This is a genomic window from Arsenicicoccus sp. UBA7492 (assembly GCF_002479615.1).
Classification (GTDB): Bacteria; Actinomycetota; Actinomycetes; order Actinomycetales; family Dermatophilaceae; genus Arsenicicoccus; species Arsenicicoccus bolidensis.
The window spans coordinates 22,299-44,341 of sequence record NZ_DLOE01000044.1 but is presented as its reverse complement, the minus strand read 5'-3'; the positions used below and the strand labels follow the sequence as shown (position 1 = coordinate 44,341).

26 protein-coding genes and 1 pseudogene are annotated in these 22,043 nt (G+C 69.6%); 6 read left to right on the top strand and 21 right to left on the bottom strand.

Features of this window, described 5'->3' with window-relative positions; genetic code table 11:
• Window positions 1-65 precede the first annotated feature (65 nt).
• The 6 genes from B4E97_RS13540 to B4E97_RS13515 all read right to left on the bottom strand — a co-directional run bounded on the left by B4E97_RS13540 (window position 66) and on the right by B4E97_RS13515 (window position 3,158).
• Window positions 66-512, bottom strand: coding sequence for a metal-dependent hydrolase (locus tag B4E97_RS13540; protein WP_286960246.1), 447 nt, complete (start codon window positions 510-512; stop codon window positions 66-68).
• 74 nt (window positions 513-586) lie between these two features.
• Window positions 587-859, bottom strand: coding sequence for a hypothetical protein (locus tag B4E97_RS13535; RefSeq protein ID WP_286960244.1), 273 nt, complete (start codon window positions 857-859; stop codon window positions 587-589).
• Between the two features lie 174 nt (window positions 860-1,033).
• Complete coding sequence (locus B4E97_RS13530) at window positions 1,034-1,471, bottom strand: hypothetical protein (protein WP_286960242.1); 438 nt, start codon at window positions 1,469-1,471, stop codon at window positions 1,034-1,036.
• Between the two features lie 2 nt (window positions 1,472-1,473).
• Complete coding sequence (locus tag B4E97_RS13525; RefSeq protein WP_286960240.1) at window positions 1,474-1,692, bottom strand: hypothetical protein; 219 nt, start codon at window positions 1,690-1,692, stop codon at window positions 1,474-1,476.
• Window positions 1,685-2,740, bottom strand: a complete 1,056-nt coding sequence (locus B4E97_RS13520) for a hypothetical protein (RefSeq protein WP_286960238.1) — start codon at window positions 2,738-2,740, stop codon at window positions 1,685-1,687. The genes B4E97_RS13525 and B4E97_RS13520 overlap by 8 nt, the downstream gene beginning before the upstream one ends.
• 85 nt (window positions 2,741-2,825) lie before the next feature.
• The gene (locus tag B4E97_RS13515) at window positions 2,826-3,158 is read right to left on the bottom strand and encodes an Lsr2 dimerization domain-containing protein (RefSeq protein WP_286960236.1); all 333 of its coding nucleotides are present in this window, start codon (window positions 3,156-3,158) and stop codon (window positions 2,826-2,828) included.
• Between the two features lie 235 nt (window positions 3,159-3,393).
• Here B4E97_RS13515 and B4E97_RS19235 point away from each other — a divergent pair, with 235 nt between their 5' ends.
• Both B4E97_RS19235 and B4E97_RS19230 read left to right on the top strand, forming a co-directional pair.
• Window positions 3,394-3,543, top strand: coding sequence for an Lsr2 dimerization domain-containing protein (locus B4E97_RS19235; RefSeq protein ID WP_422652881.1), 150 nt, complete (start codon window positions 3,394-3,396; stop codon window positions 3,541-3,543).
• A 90-nt stretch (window positions 3,544-3,633) separates the two neighbouring features.
• Complete coding sequence (locus B4E97_RS19230; RefSeq protein ID WP_422652880.1) at window positions 3,634-3,726, top strand: Lsr2 family DNA-binding protein; 93 nt, start codon at window positions 3,634-3,636, stop codon at window positions 3,724-3,726.
• Window positions 3,727-3,799: 73 nt separating this feature from the next.
• On the opposite strand, the gene B4E97_RS13505 is transcribed toward B4E97_RS19230, so the two are convergent.
• From B4E97_RS13505 to B4E97_RS13435, 15 genes and pseudogenes are all read right to left on the bottom strand, one after another.
• Window positions 3,800-5,110 carry a GmrSD restriction endonuclease domain-containing protein gene (locus B4E97_RS13505; protein ID WP_286960235.1) on the bottom strand — a complete coding sequence of 437 codons (1,311 nt, stop codon included), beginning with the start codon at window positions 5,108-5,110 and terminating at the stop codon, window positions 3,800-3,802.
• Window positions 5,111-5,112: 2 nt separating this feature from the next.
• Window positions 5,113-6,789 (bottom strand): hypothetical protein, encoded by a 1,677-nt coding sequence (locus B4E97_RS13500; protein WP_286960234.1) that lies wholly within the window; start codon window positions 6,787-6,789, stop codon window positions 5,113-5,115.
• A complete protein-coding gene (locus B4E97_RS13495) occupies window positions 6,786-6,944 on the bottom strand; it encodes a hypothetical protein (RefSeq protein ID WP_286960233.1) in 159 nt (52 codons plus the stop codon). Before B4E97_RS13495 ends, B4E97_RS13500 begins: the two co-directional genes overlap by 4 nt.
• A gap of 67 nt (window positions 6,945-7,011) precedes the next feature.
• Window positions 7,012-8,826, bottom strand: coding sequence for a hypothetical protein (locus B4E97_RS13490; protein ID WP_286960232.1), 1,815 nt, complete (start codon window positions 8,824-8,826; stop codon window positions 7,012-7,014).
• A gap of 177 nt (window positions 8,827-9,003) precedes the next feature.
• Entirely contained in the window at window positions 9,004-9,243 is a 240-nt protein-coding gene (locus B4E97_RS13485; protein ID WP_286960231.1) for a WhiB family transcriptional regulator, read from the bottom strand.
• Window positions 9,240-10,214: a helix-turn-helix domain-containing protein gene (locus B4E97_RS13480; RefSeq protein ID WP_286960230.1), complete on the bottom strand. Its 975-nt coding sequence runs from the start codon at window positions 10,212-10,214 to the stop codon at window positions 9,240-9,242. The genes B4E97_RS13485 and B4E97_RS13480 overlap by 4 nt, the downstream gene beginning before the upstream one ends.
• Before the next feature lie 208 nt (window positions 10,215-10,422).
• Window positions 10,423-10,752 carry a hypothetical protein gene (locus B4E97_RS13475; protein WP_286960229.1) on the bottom strand — a complete coding sequence of 110 codons (330 nt, stop codon included), beginning with the start codon at window positions 10,750-10,752 and terminating at the stop codon, window positions 10,423-10,425.
• Complete coding sequence (locus B4E97_RS13470) at window positions 10,749-10,994, bottom strand: WhiB family transcriptional regulator (RefSeq protein ID WP_286960226.1); 246 nt, start codon at window positions 10,992-10,994, stop codon at window positions 10,749-10,751. Before B4E97_RS13470 ends, B4E97_RS13475 begins: the two co-directional genes overlap by 4 nt.
• Window positions 10,995-11,021: 27 nt before the next feature.
• The gene (locus B4E97_RS13465) at window positions 11,022-11,384 is read right to left on the bottom strand and encodes a hypothetical protein (protein WP_286960225.1); all 363 of its coding nucleotides are present in this window, start codon (window positions 11,382-11,384) and stop codon (window positions 11,022-11,024) included.
• A gap of 32 nt (window positions 11,385-11,416) precedes the next feature.
• Entirely contained in the window at window positions 11,417-13,363 is a 1,947-nt protein-coding gene (locus tag B4E97_RS13460; protein ID WP_286960224.1) for an FtsK/SpoIIIE domain-containing protein, read from the bottom strand.
• Window positions 13,364-13,624: 261 nt separating this feature from the next.
• Window positions 13,625-14,587: a hypothetical protein gene (locus B4E97_RS13455; RefSeq protein WP_286960223.1), complete on the bottom strand. Its 963-nt coding sequence runs from the start codon at window positions 14,585-14,587 to the stop codon at window positions 13,625-13,627.
• A 1,318-nt stretch (window positions 14,588-15,905) separates the two neighbouring features.
• Window positions 15,906-16,121 (bottom strand): annotated as a pseudogene (locus B4E97_RS13450) (transposase); the annotation flags it as partial.
• 6 nt (window positions 16,122-16,127) lie between these two features.
• Window positions 16,128-16,772, bottom strand: coding sequence for a transposase (locus B4E97_RS13445; RefSeq protein ID WP_286960222.1), 645 nt, complete (start codon window positions 16,770-16,772; stop codon window positions 16,128-16,130).
• 167 nt (window positions 16,773-16,939) lie between these two features.
• Window positions 16,940-18,058 carry a sensor histidine kinase gene (locus B4E97_RS13440; protein ID WP_286960221.1) on the bottom strand — a complete coding sequence of 373 codons (1,119 nt, stop codon included), beginning with the start codon at window positions 18,056-18,058 and terminating at the stop codon, window positions 16,940-16,942.
• Window positions 18,058-18,783, bottom strand: a complete 726-nt coding sequence (locus B4E97_RS13435; RefSeq protein ID WP_286960220.1) for a response regulator transcription factor — start codon at window positions 18,781-18,783, stop codon at window positions 18,058-18,060. Before B4E97_RS13435 ends, B4E97_RS13440 begins: the two co-directional genes overlap by 1 nt.
• 165 nt (window positions 18,784-18,948) lie before the next feature.
• Here B4E97_RS13435 and B4E97_RS13430 point away from each other — a divergent pair, with 165 nt between their 5' ends.
• The 4 genes from B4E97_RS13430 (at window position 18,949) to B4E97_RS13415 (ending at window position 22,020) form a co-directional block, all read left to right on the top strand.
• Window positions 18,949-19,188, top strand: coding sequence for an SHOCT domain-containing protein (locus B4E97_RS13430; protein WP_286960218.1), 240 nt, complete (start codon window positions 18,949-18,951; stop codon window positions 19,186-19,188).
• Between the two features lie 27 nt (window positions 19,189-19,215).
• Window positions 19,216-20,709, top strand: a complete 1,494-nt coding sequence (locus B4E97_RS13425) for a multicopper oxidase family protein (RefSeq protein WP_286960217.1) — start codon at window positions 19,216-19,218, stop codon at window positions 20,707-20,709.
• Entirely contained in the window at window positions 20,709-21,620 is a 912-nt protein-coding gene (locus tag B4E97_RS13420; RefSeq protein WP_334139080.1) for a F510_1955 family glycosylhydrolase, read from the top strand. Before B4E97_RS13425 ends, B4E97_RS13420 begins: the two co-directional genes overlap by 1 nt.
• Window positions 21,621-21,741: 121 nt before the next feature.
• Window positions 21,742-22,020 carry a hypothetical protein gene (locus B4E97_RS13415; RefSeq protein WP_286960215.1) on the top strand — a complete coding sequence of 93 codons (279 nt, stop codon included), beginning with the start codon at window positions 21,742-21,744 and terminating at the stop codon, window positions 22,018-22,020.
• Window positions 22,021-22,043 lie beyond the last annotated feature (23 nt).

The following is a 22,043-nucleotide window of genomic DNA, read 5'->3' as shown; positions in this document are numbered from 1 at the left end:
CGCATCAACCCCCACCTGTAAACCCACCGTGACCAACATCACTTACACAGAAATCTTGACAAGCTCTAGATCGCCAAGCCCCCGTGGCTGCTCAGCCACCAGGCTCCACCCCAGGACAGGACCATGTTGACCAACGCCCCGGCGCGCCACCATTCGATCGCGACGAGGCCGCGCACGACCAGACCGATCATCAGGGCCAGGGCGAGCAGGTGCAGCTGGGGCACCAGCCGCGCGACCCAGAAGAAGCCGCCGAAGGCGATCGGGGCCAGCAGCAGGTCGTGGGTACCCCAACGGTGGCCGCCGGCCAGTGCCCCGATGAGCGAGGACGGGACCTGGCTGATCGGGCCCCACATGGTGGGCGCCAGGGAGCCTTCCTGGTCCAGGTCCGGCAGCAGCGCCGCACCGCCCCAGGCGAGCACCCACAGGGCTTGGTAGCCGACGTCCTGGCGGCCGGCGAGCGGGAGCGTGGCCACGCCGACGCACAGACCGCTCAGCACGTGGTTGGGGCCCATCACAGGGCATCACTACCAGCTGGCGGGTCGCCGGCCACGGCCTGGTCGAGCTCGCGGGTGACGGTGGCGGGCACCTACGCGCCCGTGCCGTCGCGAGGCGCCGGGAGGGTCTGCCACAGCTGTAGGACGGCTTCTAGCGGTTCGGCTCTCTTGGCGACCAGCCGACCGACCGCCGCCAGCCGGCGTACGTCGGCGCGGGCCTGGGCGTCCAGCGGGGCCCCCATGTGTGTGGCCTGGACGATCGCCAGCCGCTTGGCGGCGACGGCGTCAGCCAGCGCCGGCCACGTCCAGGAGCCGGCCTCCGGGCCCCTGGTGGGGTGCCGGACATTTCGGGCGTCTTCGCTCATGGGTAGATCCCATCACCGTCCCGGCGCCCCACCCCTACGACAGTGACATCGAGCGGTGCCTGGGTGAGCGGTCCTGCCATGACGAATCTGTCTCTGACATGGCTGATCTGGCGCCCCAGCGGTGGGCGCCAGATCACCGGGCATACTCGTAGTGTCCCTGACCCTACCGCGCGACTAGGTCCGCCCGTAGCGCAGGATGACGGCCTGGCGGGTCAGGGTGGGGCGCCCCTCGACGCGTCGCAGGACCTCGGCGATCTGCTCCCAGGACAGGCCCTGCTCCCGAGCTGCAGCGACAGCGTGCGTGGCGCCCACCGTCTGTAGCTGCACCTCGAGCAGCTCCTTGGCGCGCTGGATCTGCTTGACCGGGTGGTTGCTCAACCACTCCTCGACGTCCTTGACCTTCCACGCCGGCTGCTGGACCCGCTGGTCCGGGGCCGGCATGCCCGCAGTCAGCCGCGGCCTGCCCGATCGCACAGGTCGTTCCTCAGCGCTGCGCGCCTTGGCGAGCTGGTAGCGCGACGGGGCCCGCCCGAGCACCTCCAGCATCCGCTGGCACAGCTGCTCCTGCGTGTAATGGGTCTGGCTCAGCTCACAGTGCTGCAGTCCCGGCACTGTCAGGAGGCCTTCGTCGGCTTCTTGGGGGGGCGTGTGCGCCCGACGGCGGCCGCTGCGCCCAGCAGTGCCGGATCCATGAACAGCTCGGGGCGACCGTGCCGGTCACGCCGCACCCGCTTGGGCGCGTAGTCCGGGACCTCGTGCACGGTCCCGTCGTCGGCCACCACCGTCCGGTCGGTCGTGGTCCGGAAGCCGTCGGCGTCGGTCTGCTCACTCATCAGGATTCTCCTCACGTGCACGCTGCAGCGCGGCCTCGCGCTCAGCCTTGCGGCGCTGGCGGGCGGCGCGCTTCTCCATCAGCTTCTCGTTCTCGATCAGGCGGTCGACGGGGGTGATGACGTCGACGCCCTGGGGTGGGTCCTCGGACAACTGGACCACGACTCGGCTGCCGGTGGTGCCGTCGGGGCGCTGGTACTGCACCACCTGCTGGCCGTGGGAGTACAGGCGGATCCCTCGAGGCAGCAGGTGTGGGGTGTACCAGGCGCTGTCGGACCCGCCGAGGTACATGCCTCGCCGGGTGGTGATCTCGAAGGCGATGCTCGCCTCCGGATCGGCGTACGGCTCCACCTCGTGCAGGCAGTGGGTTGCGGCGGTGTATCGGTCGAACTCGACGAGGGTGCCGGGCTCGAACTGGTTGCGGGCGTAGCCGTTCAGGTTGGTGCGGTTGATGTGTCGGGGCATGTCGACGTTGCAGTAGACGAGGTGCCCGCGGTCGTTGTCGCGCTCGTAGGCCCGGATGGCGCGGTCGATGCGTCGCACGCGTCGCGCAGTGGCGTCGTCGAGCTCGGTGGCGTTGCCCTTGACCTCGTGCAGCTTGTCGTTGATCTCGTTCCAGTGGTCGCCGCGGTCGGTGCGGATCAGGCGGCCGAGGTCCTCGTACTGTGCGTTGGACAGGGTGGACTGTGCGGCGACCTTGTCCTTGGATCGTTCCTTGCGTTGGCGCGAGCTGAGCAGGGTCCGCATCTCGCCGGGCTGGGGCAGGGAGCGATCCTTGCGCAGGTCCTCCAGCGGCTGGGTCTCGTCCAGGGGGAAGGCTCGCTGGGCGTCCTTGTGTGCCTGCGACATCTTCGGGGCGTGCTGGACCAGGAAGTCCAGCTCGCGGTTGCCGTCACGGTCCTCGAACCGCCGGGCCAGCTCGGCCGGCGTGATCGGCTGGCCGGCCTTGTTCACCAGCGCCTGGGCCTTGTTGTAGTCCGGGTCGAGCAGCTTGGGATCACGGTAGGTGCTGCTGCTGGGCACTGTTCTCACCCCCTTCGTCGGGCTCATCTGTCAGTCCCGTCGACGGGCTGCAGAGGTGTTCTCTGAGCCCGAGGATATCGACCAGTCAACCCTATTTCCTGTTCCCATAGTGTCAAGTGTTGTCGTGGGCCTCGCGGTAGGCATTGAGCACCCGCTGCGGCAGGGGTCCTCGGTCTCCCACCCGGTAGCCCTTGGTGCGGGCCCACCGAGCGATCTCGTCGCGTCCCTCGGCTCGGCGGATCGGTGCCCCGCTGGAGGTCCTCACCGGTGTCGCCACCGTCGTGAACTCGTGAAGGTAGCGCCGCAGCCTGGCCGCGTTCGACCGGCTCAGGGGCACCTCGTAGATGACACCGTCGATCCCGAACCGCACCACCTCCGCCGCCGGCGCGCCGGTCAGTGCGTCACGCATTCGCGCCGCGTCCTGCTCGGCCCGACCCTCGCTCATCGTCACCCTTCACGGCGTCATCCTGTGGGGCGCACCGCGCGCCCTGTCCGGATTATGGCCCCTGACGTGGTCGTTGGGCGACGACCTCGACCGCGCCCGCCGCGCCGTCTCGCTGCCCGCCGGCCGTGCAAACCCCTGCGAAAATCGCCGACCTCACGCGATTGCGCTCGCTCGGTAATGGGCCGTAAATATATTTCGATCGGCACAGAGCATTCTCAACGAGAGGTGGCACCCGATGGTCCAGCGGATTCACATCGTCTTGGAGGATGACCTCGACGGCGGCGCAGCCGAGGAAACAGTTCAGTTCAGTCTTGACGGGGTCGCCTACGAGATTGACCTGTCCACGAAGAATGCCGAGGCGCTGCGGTCGGCGCTGCGCGACTGAATCACCCATGCGCGCCGCGCCCCGCGTACCGCCGCCGCGGCGCGGGCTCGCCGGTCGCGCCCGTCCCGCTCCACGGGCGCGACCAACGACGTGCGGCAGTGGCTGCGCGACAACGGCCATCAGGTCAGCGACCGCGGCCGTATCCCGGCCGCGCTGCAGGATCAGTACGACCAGGCCCACTGACCAGCATCACGCCGGTGGGAGCCGCCCGGCCCCAAGGGGCGTCTCCCTGTGAGTCCTGCCGGGCGCTGGCCCCTCATGGGCGGGGGCTGGGCGGGGCGACGTCGGCCTCGGTCGGCAGCGGCTGGGCCGGGCACCCGGCCAGGACCCGGGCCATGTGGCGGTGCTCGTCCGGCGTCACCCACAGCCGGTACTTCGCCTTCACCGCGATCTGACGCGCGACCAGCGGGCACCGGAACTGCCGGTTAGGCGGCTCCCAGGTGTCGCTCTCGCGCTTGGAGGCGTTGGCGCTGCCGGAGATGATGAGCAGGTTGAGCGGGTCGCCGGCGAGGTCACGGCGGGTCGGGGGCGGCAGGTGGCGGCCGCCGGTGACGTAGGCGGCGTGCAGGGAGACGACGTGCTCGAGCTGGGTGTGGGGCTGGTCGACGACGGCACCGGTGTAGGGGTCGTGGTAGGTGCCCTGGGCCACGACGCAGCCTCGGGTGCCGGGGCGGATGGTCTTGGTGAGCGCGTCGCGGCGCCGGACGTCGTTGCGCTGGTCGCAGCCGTTGCGGGCCGAGGGGATGGCCGCGGACAGGTCGTCGCTGTACTTGGGGCCGAACCAGGCCCGGGTGTAGCCGTCGTCGGCATCCGCGTCGCGCACGGGCAGCGCCTCGAGCACGCGCCGCGCGTCGCCGGCGGCCGCCGCGGCCGCCGCGGCGCCGCGGCCCGCAGGGCTGGCAGGGCTGGCAGGGCTGGCAGGCAGGCAACCGCTGAGCAGCAGCGCGACGAGCGCGCCGAGGAGCAGCCCGGGACCCATCGCTGCCCGGCCGCGGCTGATGACCTTGACGGCCAGCAGCGCCGCCAGGAGCAGCCCGTTGACCACGAGTGCGTAGGTGATCACGTGCATCAGCGTGGTCCAGGAGATCCACCCTCCGGCCAGCCCCAGCGGCACCAGCAGCTTGATGTCTCCGGCCCCGAGCCCGACCTTGAGCACGGCCAGGAGCAGCCCGCACCCGAGCCCGATCCCGGCGCCGGCGAGCGCGGTGAGCAGGTCGTGCCAGTGGCCGGTCAGTGCGCTGGTGGCGACCATGATGATGGCCATGGCCCCGGTCAGGGGCCCCAGGATCGCGTTGGGGAGCCGGTGCACATCCCAGTCGATCCAGGCCAGTGCGGGCGCGGCCGTGGCGAGCAGCAGCACCGGGGCCAGTGCGCTGGTGGGCAGGTGTGCGGCGGCGGCGAACAGGCCGGCCACGGTGGCGCACGTGAGGATCCGCGGTGGGGTGCGGGTCAGGCGTCGGCGGTCGCCGTCCTTGAGGTAGTGGCCGCCGGTGAGCCAGGAGTGTTCGAGCCAGCCCACGGCGGCGCCGACGGCGGTCAGGGTCGCGATCAGGGCGGGGATGGTCATGGTCAGGGACGCAGGTCGTCGTGCAGGCGGATGCTGGACAGCTCGATCGATCCGTCACGCAGGGACCAGAAGTGGCAGCGGCGCGCGGAGGGTGTCTTGGTCTGCAGCGCGACTCGCCAGCACGTGGCCCCGTCGTCGCGGACCACGGGGGCGGAGTTCCCGCCGATGGAGCTGCGCAGCTGGTGCATCTGTCGAGCGGGGATGGTGGCGGCGCGGCCGGTGAGGATGTCGACCAGGACGTCGATGACCTTGGCGCGGTCGATGCCGTGCACGGCGTCCCAGGTGGACAGGAAGTCCGGGCCCAGCCGCCAGGACTTGAGCGGCAGGTCTGCCTTCTCCCCCGGCTCGGTGCGCCTGGCCCACGCGACCTGGACCTCGAAGCGCAGCTGCTCGTGCGGGGACAGGAACAACGTCTGGTCGGCTTCCAGGACGCGCAGCGCCTCGGTGGCCTTGTCCGACGTCGAGCGCAGGCGGGCCTCCCGCTCGCGGGCTTGTCGTAGCTCGGTGCGAAGCCGGGTCGTGGTGGCCTGCTCGCGGTCGAGTTGCTCGTTGGTGTGGGCCAGGAGGTGCGCGAGCTCGTCGCGTTCGAGGCGCAACGCGTCGGCGTCGCTGGTCGGGGCCGTGGCGGGTTCGGGGTGGTTGTCTGGAGCGTGGTCGGTGCTCTGGTCGGGCTGCTCGCCGGGGTCGGTGGCTGGTGGTTCGAGCCAGGCGGGCCCGCCTTCGAGGATGGGGGCGGCGGGGATCGGGGCGTCGGTGTCGTGCAGGGTGGCCCGCCAGGTGGGGGCGGTGCTGGTGAGGCGGATCGGCAGGACCTCGTGGAGGCTGAGTGCCTCGCGGGGGTCGATGTGCTGGCCGGGGAGGATGTCGCTGCGGGTGATCGTGGCGTGCGTTCCGGGCCACAGCTCCAGGTGTGCTTCCTGGTCGTCGAGGAGGGCGACGCGGGCGAGGACGGTGGCCCCGGGCTGGTAGTCGGCGAGGGCGACCTGCGGGTCCAGGCTCATCCCGGTGACGTCCAGGCGCCGGGATGCCAGGTCCAAGGCTCCCCACACCGGCATGTGGGCGGTCAGGAGGTGGTCGGCGTCGATGTCGGCGATCAGCTCGGGCCAGATGGTGGCCTGTCCGCTGGAGCCGAGGCTGATGTCGACCAGGGCCCGGCCGCCGGCGACGCCCAGGACGTGGCCGCCGGCGACGATGGGGCGAGCTGGGGGGGCGGTGGGGGTGCTGGTGCGGACCATGGCCAGTGCGGCGCGCACGATCTGGCTGCCGGCGCGGGCCCGGTCGGTCTCGCCGTAGGCGTAGCACAGGGGCGCTCGGCGGGTGTCGTGGGTCCAGTCGCTCCCGGGCGGGTAGATGCGGGTGGCGCCGCCGTAGACGTCCCCGCCGGGCGGTAACGCGTCGTGGAAGGCCCAGGCGATCTTGCCGGTGGGCATGATCACGACCTCGGCGAGCCCGTTGAGGTCGTCGGTGATCTGCTGGGCGTCGACGAAGGGTGCGGCGTGCCCGGTGGCGGTGGTGATGCACACCAGGGGGTGCTCACGAGTGGCGGCCAGCGCATGGTGGGCCAGGGCTGTGGCCTCGTCGACGCTGGTCAGGGTGCGTGCCACGGCCTCACCCTTGCCCGCGGCGGGGAGGCTGTCAACGCGTGGCAGGGCCGCAGCGGGGGTGGTCGTGCTGCTCATACGTCCTCGAGGGTGTCCTGGCGGGTCTCCTGAAGCAGGTCGTAGGACTCCAGCAGGTCATCCAGGCTGCGCTCGGTCAGGTCGGTGGGCAGGACGAGCGCGTCCAGGTCGAGCGCGGGGGGCCTGCTGGCGGCTGTCGGGTCGGCGGTGGTCATGATCTGTCGCCTTTCCTGGGTGGGCCGGTGAGGCCTGAGCTGGGGTGCGCAGGCCTCACCGGTGGTGCTACTTGGTGGTGGGGGCGCCCCAGCCGGGCGGCAGGAACTCGACCTGGTCCCAGGGGAAGCCCTCCATGGGGTTCTTGCCCTGGAGGAGGTCGTCCCAGGGGTCGACGCCGGTCTGGGCCTTCTCGGCCTTGCCGGCGGCCGCGGACAGGGCGACGCCGTCGCTGGTGTCCACGACCAGGACGCCGTACTCCTGGGCGGCGCGCACGATGTCCTTGCCGAGCCGGCTCATCGGCAGCGCGTCGACGTTCACGCTGCGCTTGACCCGGAACCGGGTTCCCTCGGGGATCTGCAGGTCACCGGGGGTGTTGCCGTCGTTGCGGACGGCGGGCCAGACGTGCTCTCCGGCCTTGGTGTAGGACAGGCCGACGTTCAGTGCGTGCTGGATGCGCCCGCTGCGGGCCTCGGCAGGGGTGATGGCGGTGCCGGCCATCGCCAGCCCGGAGGCGCTGGTGCCGTACCAGCCGGGGAACTGACCGGTGGACTGGGACACGTGGTCGATGCGCCCGCCGTGGCAGGCCTCCCACTGCCCCTGGCTGTCCTTGCGCATGACCCAGAAGTCCCACAGCTGGTCGGTGGTGGGGTCCCAGATGCTCATCGCGCCGTCGGTGCCGGTGGCAGGCTGGGCGTCGGCCGGGACCGGCACGCCCTTGAAGATCCCGGTGCCGTCGAAGTAGTCGGGGTCTGCGCCGGCCTTGCCCTGGCAGTTGTTCCACTTGACGTCGACCTTCTTGGTGCCCGGCTCGGCGACCCACAGCGACATGTTGTACTGGTAAGCGTTGAACCCGGCCACGCCGCTGTACCGCTCGGCGACCTGCGCGACGAGGTTCTTGGTGAGCGCGTCAGTGCGCGGGTCGATCTCGGCCTTCTCGGGGATCTTGGTCGTGAAGGGGTTACCGGGCCCGAACGGCACCGCGGTGGTGTTCTGCGAGGTCGTGCCGGCCGGGGCGGTCGTGGAGGTGGGGGTGGGCTTCGTGGCCTCAGGGAGCGGGACCGGTGACGAGGGCCCGTCCGAGGCCGCGGCGGCACCGCTGGGCGTGGGGGCAGGAGCGCTCGAGGTGCTGCTGGGCGACGAGGTCGCAGTCGCGGTAGGGGCCGAGGAGGGCTCGGCGGGGGCTACCTCGACCGCGGAGATGAACGTGGTCCCGCTGGGGGCGAACAGCTGCAGGTCCAGGGATCCGTCGTCGATCTGGACGGTGTACGCCTGCTCCAGGACTGCATTGCCGTTCGAGGTCATGGGTGCCGCCATTGGACGTCCTTCCAGGAACACCCACTGGCTCTGAGGAGTCGTCGACGGCGGCGCTCCCGACCCGCCCCCGGTGGTTGGCTCGCTCGAGGGCTCCGGCCCGGGCTCGGTCGCCGGCGACGCGTTCGGGTCCGGCTCGCCCACCGCGACGGGCTCGCCCCGACCCGCGGCTGCCGACCCCTGGACCGGCACGGTGTCGCCGGGCTCGGTGGGCGCAGTCTGGGTCGGTGCCGGGTCGGCGCCCCGCCCCCGCTTGTGCCCGGCCTTGCCCGAGGGCACCCGCGGATCGTCGCCCGAGCCGCCGGCCTGGGGCGGGCCGGCCAGGACCCGCACCGTGTACTCCCCCTTGGCCTGCACGGGCACGTACACGTCCTGGACCCCGCGGGCGACGATGTCGACCAGGTCGGGGTCACGGAAGTCGATCCGGCCGCGGTCCACGCGCTCCAAGGTGGCCCGTCCCTCGTAACCACGGTAGGCGCGCCAGGTGCGCCCGGCCGCGTCGGTGACGTCCTGGTCACCAGCGACCAGGCGCACCGTCGCGTTCTCGCGCGCCTCGGCCTCGGTGGGCACGCACGCCACCGCGGTCCCGACCGACGCAGTCAGCGCGACCGCGACGGCCCCGCCGATCAGATGCCTACGACGACGGCTCGCCGGTTCATCCCTGGTCATCCTGCTCTCCTCTTGTGCGGTGATGGGTGGCTGGCGGGCCTGGTCTGGAAGGGAGGGAGCCGCGCGCGGCACCCTCGGTCACGCGGCGCGGCCGCGCAGCCTGCGAAGCTCGGCCTGGTCCAGCCCGCCCCACACGCCGAACCTCTCGTCGTGGTCCAGGGCGTACTGCAGGCAGGGGTCCTTGTAGGGGCACCCCGAGCAGACCTGCTTGGCCAGCTCGGCCGTCCCCCCCTGCTCTGGGAAGAACACGTCCGGGCCGGTCTGGGCGCACAGCGCCCCGCTGATCCACATCGGGTTCTCATTGATGCGCTGGCTCACGCCACGACCTCCTCGTCGTCGTTGCACCCGGTGCCCAGGGCATCCCAGCCCGGCCCAGGCATCGCGTACCGGCTCAGCAGCTCGAGCACCACCGAGCGGGCACACCCCATCCGCCGAGCGATACGCCCCACAGGCCACCCCGCCAGCCAGTAGCTCAGCACCGCACTCGCCCGCTCCCGACCGCTCAGGGCCACGTCCTCGCCCGCGCAGTAGCGACGCACCTTCTGCGCGTCCACCAGGTCCTCACCCGGCTCCAGCTGCGCCGCCACTGACCGCTCGCTGCCCCACCGAGCCCCGTACCCCTGCCGGGCATGGATGCAGCCGGGACCGATGTCATGGCGCTCACGCACCCGAAGCACCGTCCGCACACTGATTCCCAGACGAGCAGCGATCACCGAGTCAGCCATCCCCCTTCTGGCCAGCCCCGCCACGGCCAGCCGGCGCTCGCGGACGTTCAGGGTGAGCGCTTCGCCGTCGCAGAAGCGCAGGACGCGGGCGTGGTCGACCTGGCCGTCGCCTCCTGCGGTGAGGTCGGTGTCGGGCAGGTCGATGGTGGAGGCGTCGAGCTGGTCGGGGCTTGCCCAGCCGCGTTGGATCGCAAGTCTGCGCGGGCGCTGGCTGGGGCCGGTCAGTGCGTTGAGCCGTTCGTACAGGTCTCGGATCTGGCGGGCCCGCCCGGCGGTGGTGGTGTGTCCGTCGAGGGCGTACCGCACGGTGGCCGTGGTCGTGCCGAGTTGTTCGGCGAGGTCGCTGTAGCTCCAGCCCTGGAAGGCCAGAGCGCGCACGCGGCGCACGGTGCCGCCGTTGTGGATCGTCGCGTCGTCGGGCAGCTGGTCCAGGTCGAGCACCGTGGTGAGGACGCGGGCCTCGACGTCGGCATCGATCCATTCGAGGGGATGTGTCGTGTCGACGAGCAGGTCCAAGGTCGGCCCGTCGAAGCCGACCTGGCCTGCGAGGTCGGCCTTGGGCATCCCGGCCATCAGCAGCTGGCGGACCCGCTCGCGGGCGGCGTCGGCGCGGACCTGGTCGGTGAAGGAGTGGGGGGTCCGGGCACCCGTGTCGGGATGACGAGTCCCGGGGTGCCCGGACCGTGCATCGCGTCGCGATGCTGTCCAACTCGAGGCCGGGAAAGGAGTTCCGTGGCTCGGGTCGTTGATCAGGGTAGCCGTGGTGGGGGTGTCAGGCACGGGGCCCTCGCTTGCCGACCTGCGCCGCCCGGGTGTGGTCCGTGGCGCTGTTGGTCTGCTTGTCCCGGCGGCGCTTGGGCACCGTCAGCGCGATGGCCGCGATGGCCAGGAGCGCGACGAGCAGCAGCCGGTTCGTGTCTGGCCCGGCGCCGAGGAAGGGGATGGTGAAGGTGGCGTGCGGGGGCGCCACGAGGATGCCGTGCTCGCACAGCCAGGTGCCGGACGCGGCTGCGGTGCGGGGAGCCAGGGTGGGCACGATCGTCATCAGCAGCAGGCCGATCAACAGCAGGCCGAGGACGCGTTCGTTCTCGTCGTTGCTCACGCCGCGACCTCCACGATGACCAGGCCGAGGCCTCGGGCGGCGAGGATGGCTCGGCGCTCGTCGACGTCGGTGCCGCCCCAGATCCCCCAGGGCTCCTGCGCCTGCAGGGCGACCTCGAGGCACTGCAGCCGCAGTGGGCACTGCTTGCACAGCTGCTTGGCCTGCTCCTTCTTGGCGGTCCCCTCGGCGAACCAGAGATCTCCGCGTGTCGGGTCAGAGCCGTCGCGGCACGGGGTCTGCATGTCGTCCTCCTTCGGAAGCGTCGACGGTCAGGGGGTGGTCAGCCGTGAGTCCTGGGCCGTGATCCAGGCCAGGTCCTCCTCGGCGAGGTCGATGCTCAGGCCCTGGTCGTCCTCGCGGACTGAGAGCCAGCCCTGGTCGACCAGCCGCTGGATCCAGTGCCTGCCGGCCTCGGCGTTGAGGGCCGAGGTCGTCCGCATCCGGGTGAGCAGGTCGGTCAGGGGCACTCCCCTGGGACGCGTGGCCACGAGCGTGATCAGCTCGCGGTCACGCGGCGCCAGGGCCAGCGCCTCCACCCCGGTCAGCTGCAGGTGCAGCCACAGGGCTCGCAGGCCCAGCGCCTGGATCGTGGTGCGCTCCAGGGTCTGGGTGCTCGCCAACCGTGTGACCATGCCCGCCATCCTGACCTTTCAGTGCCATAGTGTCAAGTAGTTTTGTTGACATAACCGTGCGTGTTGTCTCTACCCACGTCGTCAAGCGGTTCACGGATCTCGACGAACTCGCCCGCATCGATCGCGATGACCCCGAAGTCGTCGCCGTCCTGGTCGCTGCGCCAGCACACATTGATCTGCTGGTCGTCGTTCAGGTCGGGCTCGGCAGCCTCGATCACGGCCCACAGGTCCTGCGACTCATCGACCAGCAGCAGGAAACCCTCCTTGCCCTCCAACGCCCGCGCGTGGACGGTCTGGGCCTCGGCGTAGGAATCCTTCTTCGGACCGTCCTCGACCGGCTCCTCATCGGCCATCAGCACCTGCGCCGGGCCGCTGTAGACCAGACCAGCGACCAGGTCCGGGCGCTCACTGGCCAGGACGTACTCGGCGTTGAGGTAGTCGTAGTAGCGGCCCTGGGGATTGATGGGCTCGCCGTTCTCGTCCTCGGTGGGTGGGGGCACGAACACGCGGCGCGGGTATCGACACTCCGCGGGGCGCATGGCCTCGATCAGCTCGAGGTCGCGGCCACCGGCCTTGAGCGGGTCCGGCGCCCAGTAGGACTGGGCCTCGCACGGCTCGCCGTCGACACCGACGGCGGTGCCACGACCGGGGACTCCGCGGGGCACGGCCACCCCGATGTGGTGGGCGTTCCACATCATCTTGGCGCCGTCGGGCGAGAGCCGGCCGAGGCTGCAGCGGCCCATGAACTGGTCACGCATGTCGCCACCGAAGAAGGCCGCGTCAGGTCGCTGGGTGCCGACCAGCAGGTGGATCCGGGCCGTGCGCCCCAGCACGGCGATGCGGTTGAACTCCTCGATGATCGGGCAGATCTTGGAACCGCCACTGAGTTTGACCTGGGCGTACCAGGCGTTCACGACCGAGTAGAAGTAGCGGTACTCGTCCAGGACCACCAGGACGTGGTCGAAGTCGTCGTCGGTGGCGTGGCCGGCCTCGATCTTGGCGTATCTGTCCTCCATGAGCAGGTACGCCTGGTGAATCATCGCGACGATGTCCTGGGGTGTGGTCGCGACCACCTCCACGTTGGGCCAGTCCCGCATGCTGGAGAACTCGACCCGCTTGGGGTCGCCGATCATCACACGCATGAGGCGTCGGCCGCTCTCCTTCACCACGCCTCTGATGACGACGGTCTTGCCGGTTCCGGTCGACCCGACCACAAGGAAGTGGGGGGTGGCCGACTTGCTGGACAGGTCCCAGGACAGCACGTGGCCGTCCTCGTCGACGGCGTAGGGCAGCCGGGTCAGAGCCGCCCCCTCAGGGACGGTCAGGTCACGCTCGAGGCTGTCGGGGATCTTGGGGCGCAGCTCCAGGCGCACGGTGTCGTGCTCAAGATCCCAGCGGGCACGCCACCGGCCGGGCAGCATCGTGGTGACGGTGCGCTCGACCTTGGCTCGAGCCAGCGCGCTGGGGCTGAAGATGATGCCCCGCTTGTGCGCCACCTCCACCGCCACCAGGGCCCCGTCCTGCCAGGTCGCGTGAACGGTGGCGTCCTTGCCCATCAGGTGCTGCACGGTCTCGGTGGCGCGAGCGGCCAGTCGAGGGTCGGGGGCGCTGGCGATGGGCTCCTCGGGTGAGGCGCAGGCCCGCAGCGTCAGTCGGCACCGGCGCGAGTCCATCTTCACGACCTCGTAGTCGCCGAGCAGCTGGGCGAGCTTGCGCCGCAGCTCGGGCAGCCAGGTCTCCTTGGTCGCTTCCACCGCGGGGTCGTAGGTGAGGGTCACCCGGGCCGGGGTGCCGACCCATTGGCTTCCCCATCGCTGGGCCCTCATCGACACGTGGTCCCCGCGCCCGACGAGCGGGGCCAACCCGGCCAGCGTCGTCATCACCAGCTCCTGGCGGGCCTGGTCGCGTGCCGCTCGTACGCCGGAGGCAAGCACGATCCCACCCAGGCCCAGGCCGGCGATCTGGACCGTGTCGGGCATCGGGGTCATCCCTGCCAGCACGAAGCCTGCGCCCGCCAGCGCGGCGGCCGCGGTGGTCGGCGTTGCGACCGCTCGGGCGATCTCCCCTCGAGGTGTCGCACCGCCTCGAGCACGGCCGCGGAACGATCCGGTGGACGTTGCCTGAGGGATGGTCAAAGTCGCTCCTAGGGATCAGATGTGTCTCTGATTCCTAGTAAGCCGACCGACAGTGACATGTGTGACGCCGCGATCGCGGCCAATTTTTCCGACGCGCCCGGCGGGCTAGACCTGCGCGGTGTGACGGTCGGTCCAGACGGTGATGCCGGGCACCACGTCGTCCAGGAGCTCGCGTACCTGCTCCGGGGTGGGCCCTTCGGTCCAGGCGATCGACAGTACGGGCGCGCAGTCCACCTGCATCCCCATCGTGAAGACCGTCTTCGGCCACCGTGCGGCCAACGCTAGATCGGTCTCCAGGACAGGGTCGGCGAACTCGGGCCGGTCTGCGACCTCGGGCCGCACGGCCTGCAGGGCCCGCCACATGCTGTAGGTCAGAGCCCGCCCGTGGGACTGCCCGCTGATGATCGTCATCTGGCGCGCGTCGTCTCCCGGAACTGCGATCCAGGTGCGGTCGTCGGCGGCGGTCTGCTGCACGGCGGGCCACGCGAGCAGGCTCCACTCCCCTGCGTCGGCGAGAGTGATCAGCAGCTGGGCGGTCGTCTCGGGGGTGTAGGAGCGACGGGTGTGGATCCGCTCCCCCGGGCATGCCTGGCCGCACACGCGGGCCACGTCCGGGGCCGGTGGTCCGTCTGTCCAGGAGACGACGGTCGCCTCGGCCGACCGCGCGATCGCGAACCGCACCCCGGGCCACCGGTCCTGCAACGGACCGAGCTCCTGCGCCGAGGGTGCCTGATGGTCGCCCGGCTCGTCGTGCCCCACCTCGTCCGCGTCGCTCGCGACCACACCTCCCGGCTCGGCTGGGTCCTCCACCGCCGGACGATGACGCACGGCGACCAGCAGCGCTGACACGCTCACGGTCAGCAGCGCCAAGGCCCCGACCCAGGGCTGACGCCAGGTCAGTGCGGCCGCAGGCACGATCAACGACGTGGTGAGCACCCCGAGGCGAGTGCTCGACTGTCGCGACCAGGTGCCGCGGCGGACGGCGACGATCTCGAGGATGCTGGCGGCCCAGCATCCAGCCACGACCAGCAGCGCCCAGGACAGGACGTAGCCGGCGGTCTGAACCATCGACAGTGCCTCCCGGTGCGGATCGAGCCAGGGGCTCGCCGGTGCGCGGCCCCCGGACAGACAGCACATCACCCTCGCCCCCGCGGCGCCAGCGGCGACGGCGTCGAGGGAGGGTGGTTGCGTTGGGCGAGGGGTGTGGGCATGGCGTCTCCTGTGATCATCCTCAGCCTGCGTCACACAGTGACAGCCGCGTCGAGCCTCACGTGTCAGGTGCGTCATCCATCACCTGGAGTTACCCTCCCAGGTCGCTGTCGCCGTACCGCCACAACGGCATCGGCTGGTCTGGGTCGCGTGAGGGTCCGCGCAGCATCCGGTAGCCGCTCTCCTGCCGCCGCCACAGCCCGGCATCCATCAGTACCTGCGCCAGCCCTCTGTCGCGGCCTGCCATCTGCGCCACGACGTGGTGCGGCACCAGCCCGGTCCGGCCGTGGCGGCTGGTCCATGCCCCGCTCCAGGCCTGCCAGATCGACCTCGTTGATCGGACCCTCCACGTGCTCGCCGGAACTCCCCACGAACGCGACGCGCGTCTCCGCTACGGCTGTTCCCACCATGCTCAAAGCGTGGCCCTACGACATGTCCAATGAGACTGCGACATCTAGTGAGATCCGACAGCCAAATTCGATGGGATCCGACAGCTGTGGCTCGGGCCCGCTCGGGGGTTCCTTTGACAGGGGCTTTACGCTCAGACGCGTAGCGGCTGCGAAGCAGCGAGTGGAGCGGACTGAGCGTCCATCCCCCGCCACTCACATGATGCTGCCCCTGGATGGCGGCCCGTGGGTGGTGCTGTTGGGCCGTGTGCACGTGTCGAGTTGCAGCCAATCTTGCGCAGCGGTCTCCCCTATGTAACATAAACGATGCGTTATGGATAACGGCAAGTTCTGAACGTCGACTTGTCGAGATGCAGCGAAGATGTCACAAACGCAGTTTGTATGAAAAATAAACGCTGCGTTATGGATTAGGAGGGCTTCTGCCCAGCGTGTTATGGGACGAGTGGGCAGTGCCAGTAGCGCTCTGGCATCGCTATCCCGGTCTGTGCGCGCCGTGATCCGGGACTCGCGATCGCCGAGGTGCGCTTAGATGCCGAGGTTCAGTCTGACCCAGTCGCGGTATGCGTCGGCGTAGGCGTGAGCGTTCCCGCTGCCGAGGTAGTCCAGGCTCAGCCCGACCAGGACTGCGACGGAGAGCCGCACTCGTGCCTCCCGTTGCGCTTCGGGGAGGCGATCGAGCGCGAGCAGCATCGTGAGGTGTGGAGTCCAGAGAGCGACGATGTCTTCGTAGGTGGGGGCTGTCCGATGAACGGTGTTTCTGACGTTCATTGTTAGAGGGTTTCTGCTGCTGGCATGCGGTCGGCGAAGGTGACGGCGAACGCGTTGAGTGCGGGCTTCCAGCGCATGGTCCATCGTGCCTGACCGGTGCCCTTGGGGTCCATGCCCCGGGTCACCAAGTAGAGGACCTTGAGCGCGGCCTGCTCGGTGGGGAAGTGGCCCCGGGCCGTGACTGCCCGCCGGTAGCGGGAGTTCAGGGACTCGAAGCTCTCTTGTCAAGCGGCGACGGTCGAGGGGGCGCTGTGGGCTCGCTTGGCGTCGGTCCACATGCGTCGGATGATGACGTTGGCGAGGTGACGCTTGTGGGCGCGGCGGGCACCGCGGGCTGTTTTGCCCGTTGCGGTGCTCTTGGCGAGGAAGGTCTTGGCTGGCTCGTGGATCCGCGCCTGGGTGACGTGGACGATGTGCAGGACGCTGTTGACTTGACGGTTGCCTGCCAGGTCGAGGCGATGTCGTCGGGGCTGGCCGTGGCCCTCCCCGGAGGACACGGCCACGGGCGCGGCGCCGCACCATCGGGCGAACTGGGCTTCGGTGGTGAACCGGGTCGGGTCGCCGATCTCGGTGAGCAGTGTCATGGCGGTGACGACGCCGACACCGACGATCTCGGTGAGGGTGCAGTCCAGTTCGCTCAGGAGCGCGGGGATTTCAGCGTCGATCTCTTTGAGGCCGATGGTGATGGCTTCGACCGCTGCCAGTGTGGATTGGAGCCACCGGACTCGGGCGGTGTCGGCGCGGGACAGGGCGCCGGTGTCGATGATGCGTATCGTCTTGAGTGCGGCCATGACGCGGCTGGTCGCGGGCAGTTGGTCGCGGATCTCGACGGGCAGGGCGCATAGGACCGGCTCGGCCTCGGTCAGCAACCGAACCCTTCGCAGGACAAGAGATTCCCGCTGTGAGCGAAGGACGCGCAGGGTGTCCCACCTAAGTGCGTCTTGTGAGTCGCAGAGGCTGCGCTGGCGCAGTTGCCGAGCCAGGCCGTGCGGCTGCGGAGGTGAGGCGATCCCCGGAGTCGAGTCTCGAATATTGGCTAACGCCCGGGGAGTGGGAGGGTGAATATGAGTCGTGTGCCTTCTCCGTGGCCGTCACTGTTGGCGGAGATGCTTCCGTGGTGGGCGTCGATGAGTGCTTTGCTGATGGTCAGCCCGATGCCTGAACCTGTGCGGTCGCGGGTGCGGGCGGCGTCACCTCGATAGAACCGTTCGAAGGCGTGCTCGAGTTGTTCGGGGGTCATTCCGTCGCCGTCGTCGATCACGGAGATTGCCGCTTCTTCACCTTGGCGGTTGGCGGCCAGGATGACGGTTCCTCCTGGGGGGGTGTGGCGGAGTGCATTGGTGAGGAGGTTGGTCAGGACCTGTCCGATGCGGTTGCGGTCGACGTGGACGTCGAGCCCTGGAGCGGTTGGTGTCTCAACGACGAGGTTGACTCCCTTGGCGGCGAAGGCATCACGCATGCCCTCGTGGGCCGCCCAGAGGAGATCTGGGACGTGGTGTGGGTGGAGGTCGAGCGCGAGTCGGCCCTCCTCGGCTGTGGAGACCTCGTCGATGTCGTCGGCGAGGCGCGCCAGCCGGCGGGTTTGTTCCTCAAGGGCCGCGCGAGATTCTGGCCCGAGGGCGGCGATGCCGTCGTGGAGCCCTTCGTGGTAAGCACTCAGGGTGGCGATGGGTGTGCGCAGTTCGTGGGCGAGGTCGGAAAGCATCCGTCGTCGGGTGTCTTCGATGCCTTCGAGCTTGCTGGCCATCGTGTTGAACGCGGCCGCGAGGGTCTCCAGTTCGGTGCCTGAGGCAATGGTCGGCACGCGCGTGGAGTAGTGCCCACGGGTGAGTTCCTGCGCAGCGGTGGTCACCTGTTCGAGAGGACGGCGGAGCCGTCGGGTGAGGAACCATGTCACCGCGCCAGCACCGAGGAGTGAGATCAGCAGACCGACCCCGACGGAGATCAAGGACGCATCTCGGTAGGCCAGCTCGATGTGGACGAGCTCAGGCGAGTTCTGTTGGTGGCCGGCTTCGACGAGGTGGTCGTGGAAGATGGGCGGGCCGATCATGGCGGCGACCAGGCCGGCTGTGAGGGCACCGGCGACCAGCACGATGGCCTGTCCAGCCAGGAGGCGGGTCGCCAGCCCAGTGCTGTAGGTGCGCGCTGGTGCCATCACCCTTGTCCCATCCGGTACCCGACGCCTCGGACAGTGGTGATGTAGCGGCCGATGTCGGGGGCGTCCCCGAGTTTGCGGCGCAGGTGAGCAACGTGAACATCGACGAGGTGCTCGTCGCCAACCCAGTCGGGTCCCCAGATGTCGTCAATGAGCTGGCGCCGGGAGAACGCCATCGACGGACGGCGCGCCAGAGCCATGAGAAGGTCCCGTTCGGTGGGGGTCAGGGCCACCTCGACGTCGCCCAGGTGCACACGCTGGCCGTCCCGGTCGACACGTAGTGCACCGAACACCCGGGTCGGTTCACTACACGCGGTCTCGGAGGCGGTGGTGGATCCGGTACGAGGGCGGCGCAGCACCGCTTGGACTCGTGCGACCAGTTCGCGGACGCTGAACGGTTTGGTGACGTAGTCGTCCGCGCCTACGGACAACCCGATGAGGGTGTCGATCTCGTCCTTTCGGGCGGTGACGACGATGACGTAGCAGTCGGTGAAGGTGCGGATCTGACGGCAGACTTCGATGCCGTCCAGCCCGGGGAGGCCCAAGTCCAGGATCACGACATCAGGTGCCAGGTCACGGGCTGCCCGGACACCGTCCGGGCCGGTGTGGACCACAGTGGAGTCATAGCCAGCGCGGGAGAGGTAGGCGGCGATCATTCCGGCCAGCGTTGTTTCGTCCTCGATGATCAAGACCCGAGCGCCCGGTTGTGGTGGTGTCGTGCTCACCCTCTCAGTGTCTCTGCCCTTCCGCCCGTATGCCGGTCTCGCGCACGGCCCGGGAGCAGATCTTCGTCAAACCTCAACTTGTTCACGGCCTGGCCTTGAGGGTCGGGCTGCACTGTGGATCGTGACAGGCGCAGTGCGCCGCGACGACCGGACGGGAGAGCGCTCATGATGTGGGGCAACGGGGCTGGGATGGGCTGGTGGATGTGGCTCGTGATGGGCGGCGGCGCCCTCGCCTTCTGGGTCGTCATTGTGCTGGTGATCCGGGCCCTGCTTCCGGCCGGGCGCGTCAGGCAGGAATCGGCCCGACCGGATCCGCTCACTCTCCTCAAGGAGAGCCTGGCCCGCGGCGAGGTGAGCTTGGAGGAGTACGAACAACGCCGCCGCCTCATCGTCGATGGCCACTGACTGCGACCCACCCAATGAAAGGCATCCATGACTTCGCCCTTGCTCTCCCGCCGCAACATCCTTCTCGGCGGGCTCGGCCTGGCCTCGACCGCAACGTTGGCCGCGTGCACCTCCAGTTCGTCAGGGACGGGGGTTATGCCGTCGCGCACCTTCGGGCCCCCGACGCCAGTTTCCCCCTCACCGGGACAGAAGGTACTCGAGAAGACGTTGACGGCCCGGCCGGTCAGCCTTGACCTGGGCGGGCGGACGGTGGCGACGTGGGCCTACGACGGTGCGCTTCCCGGCCCGTTGGTGCGAGCGACCGCGGGTGACTTCCTGCGACTCACGCTCGACAACCAGCTCCCCGCAGACACCACGATTCACTGGCACGGCATCCGACTGCCCAACGCCGCCGACGGCGTCCCCGGCCTCACCCAGGATCCGGTCAAGACCGGCGGCAAGTTCGTGTACGAGTTCACCGCTCCGGATCCGGGCACCTACTTCTTTCACCCCCACGTCGGGGTCCAACTCGACCGCGGGCTGTACGCCCCGATGATCATCGACGACCCCGGCGACCCCGGCGGTTACGACGCCGAGTGGATCCTCGTCCTCGACGACTGGATCGATGGCACCGGCACCACCCCCGACGAGGTGTTCAAGAAGCTGATCGCCGACGGTGGCCCCGCCAACGGAGGCGGAATGGGCGGGATGGACCACGGCTCGATGGGTGGGATGTCGATGGGGACCGGACCGTGGGGTGACGCCGGCGACATCACCTATCCGCTGTTCTTGATCAACGGCAAACCCCCGACCGACCCGGACGTGCTGGCCGCCAAGCCGGGCCAGAAGGTGCGGCTGCGGGTCATCAACGCGGCTTCCGACACCATCTTCGCCGTGGCCCTTGGTGGGCACCGGCTCACCATCACCCACAGTGACGGGCACGCGGTCGAGCCCACCGAGGTTGGCGCCTTCTACATCGGGATGGGCGAGCGGTACGACGCCATCGTCACCCTCGCTGACGGCGCCTTCCCCCTTGTGGCCCGACCGTTCGGCAAGACCAGCGGCGGCCAGGCCATGGCCGTGGTCCGTACCGGCGCCGGCGCTGCTCCTCCGGTTGCCGCTGACCCGAGCGAGCTGGCTGGTCAGGTCCTCATCGGCTCACAGTTGCGCCCGACCGAAGCCGCCAAGCTGCCGGGCAAGGAGCCGGACGCCACCGTCGACCTGGCCCTGCAAGGCTCGATGAAGCCCTACCAGTGGGGCATGAACGGCGCCAAGTACGGCGAGAACGAGCCACTGACCGTCAGGGCTGGGCAACGGCTGCGGATCAACGCCACCAACATGACGATGATGACCCACCCGCTGCACCTGCACGGGCACACTTTCGCGCTGCCCTCGGGGCTGCGCAAGGACACCGTGCTGATGGCGCCCATGCAGTCCTTCGCGATCGACCTCGACGCCGACAACGCTGGCGACTGGATGATCCACTGCCACAACATCTACCACGCAGAAGCGGGCATGATGATCGCCCTGGAGTACCGCTGATGATCACCACCACCCGACGCCGCGTCCTCGTCGCAGGGGGCGTACTCGTGACCACGACGATTCTGGCCGCGTGTGGCGTCACGACCACACCTACCGGCAATACGACGTCCATCGCGACCCCCACCGTGGCCGGAGGAGGGTCAGCCTCCACAGCATCTGCGGCCAACCAACCGCCGGTCGCGATCACCCACATCCACGCTGTCGCCCGCGACCCCAAGACCGGTGACCTACTCCTGGCCACCCATGAGGGACTCTTCCGCCACGCTAACGGCGAACTCCTCCAGAACGGACCGGTCATCGACCTGATGGGTTTCACCGTCGCCCCGGACGGCACCTACTACGCCTCCGGGCACCCCGGCGCAGGCGTCGACCTGCCCCAGCCGGTCGGGCTCATCACCTCCACCGACTCCGGTCGCACGTGGCGCGTCAGCTCTCGAGGCGGGGAGTCCGACTTCCACGCCCTCACCTCAAGCCCAACCAGCGTGGTCGGCTTCGATGGCACTCTTCGCAGCACCACCGACGGCGAGACCTGGAGCACCCGCACCATCCCGGCTGCCCCCCGCACCTTGGCCGCGTCACCGCAAACCGGAGCACTGCTGGCCACCACCGAAACCGGGCTCCTCCACAGCACCGACGACGGCCGCTCCTGGAAGGGCCTGACCCCACCCGCTACGGCCCTGCTCGCTGCGTGGGCCGACGAGCAAACCATCGTGATCGCCACCGCGAACGGCCAGATCGCGACCAGCAACGACACCGGAGCGACCTGGACCCTGCAACCCAAGCGCATCGGAGCTCCACAGGCCCTGTTCGCCCAACGCGGCACCGACGGCCAGATCGAAACCATCCTCGTCGCCGACGGCGCAGTACTGCGCACCGTCGACGGGGGCGCCACCGTCGAGAAGCTCTTGTGAAGCCCGCATAGACCTAGACCAGATCTTCACCGAACCACGACCCGAGGGCCACATCGACCTCGCAGGCTGAAAGCACCCGGGGACAGCCCCGAGCACCGCAACCGAGACCAAGGGAGCAGCCATGCAACAGCAGAACACCCCGAACCCGACCTACGCACCCCTCACCCCACCCGCCGAGCCGACCCCCACCGAGTCATCCCCCACTGAGCCCGGTCGCCGCAGCGGCCACCACTGGCTGATGTGGCTCATGTGCGTGCCCATGCTGCTGATCGTGGGCACCTTGATCGCGACCGGCGGCCTGGGCGCCGGCGGCCTGCTCTACGCCCTGGGCTGCCTGCTCATTATGGGCGTGATGATGGCCTGGATGAACCACGGCACCAACCACGAGCACAAGCCGTGAGAACCCCAACCGCCCCACGACAC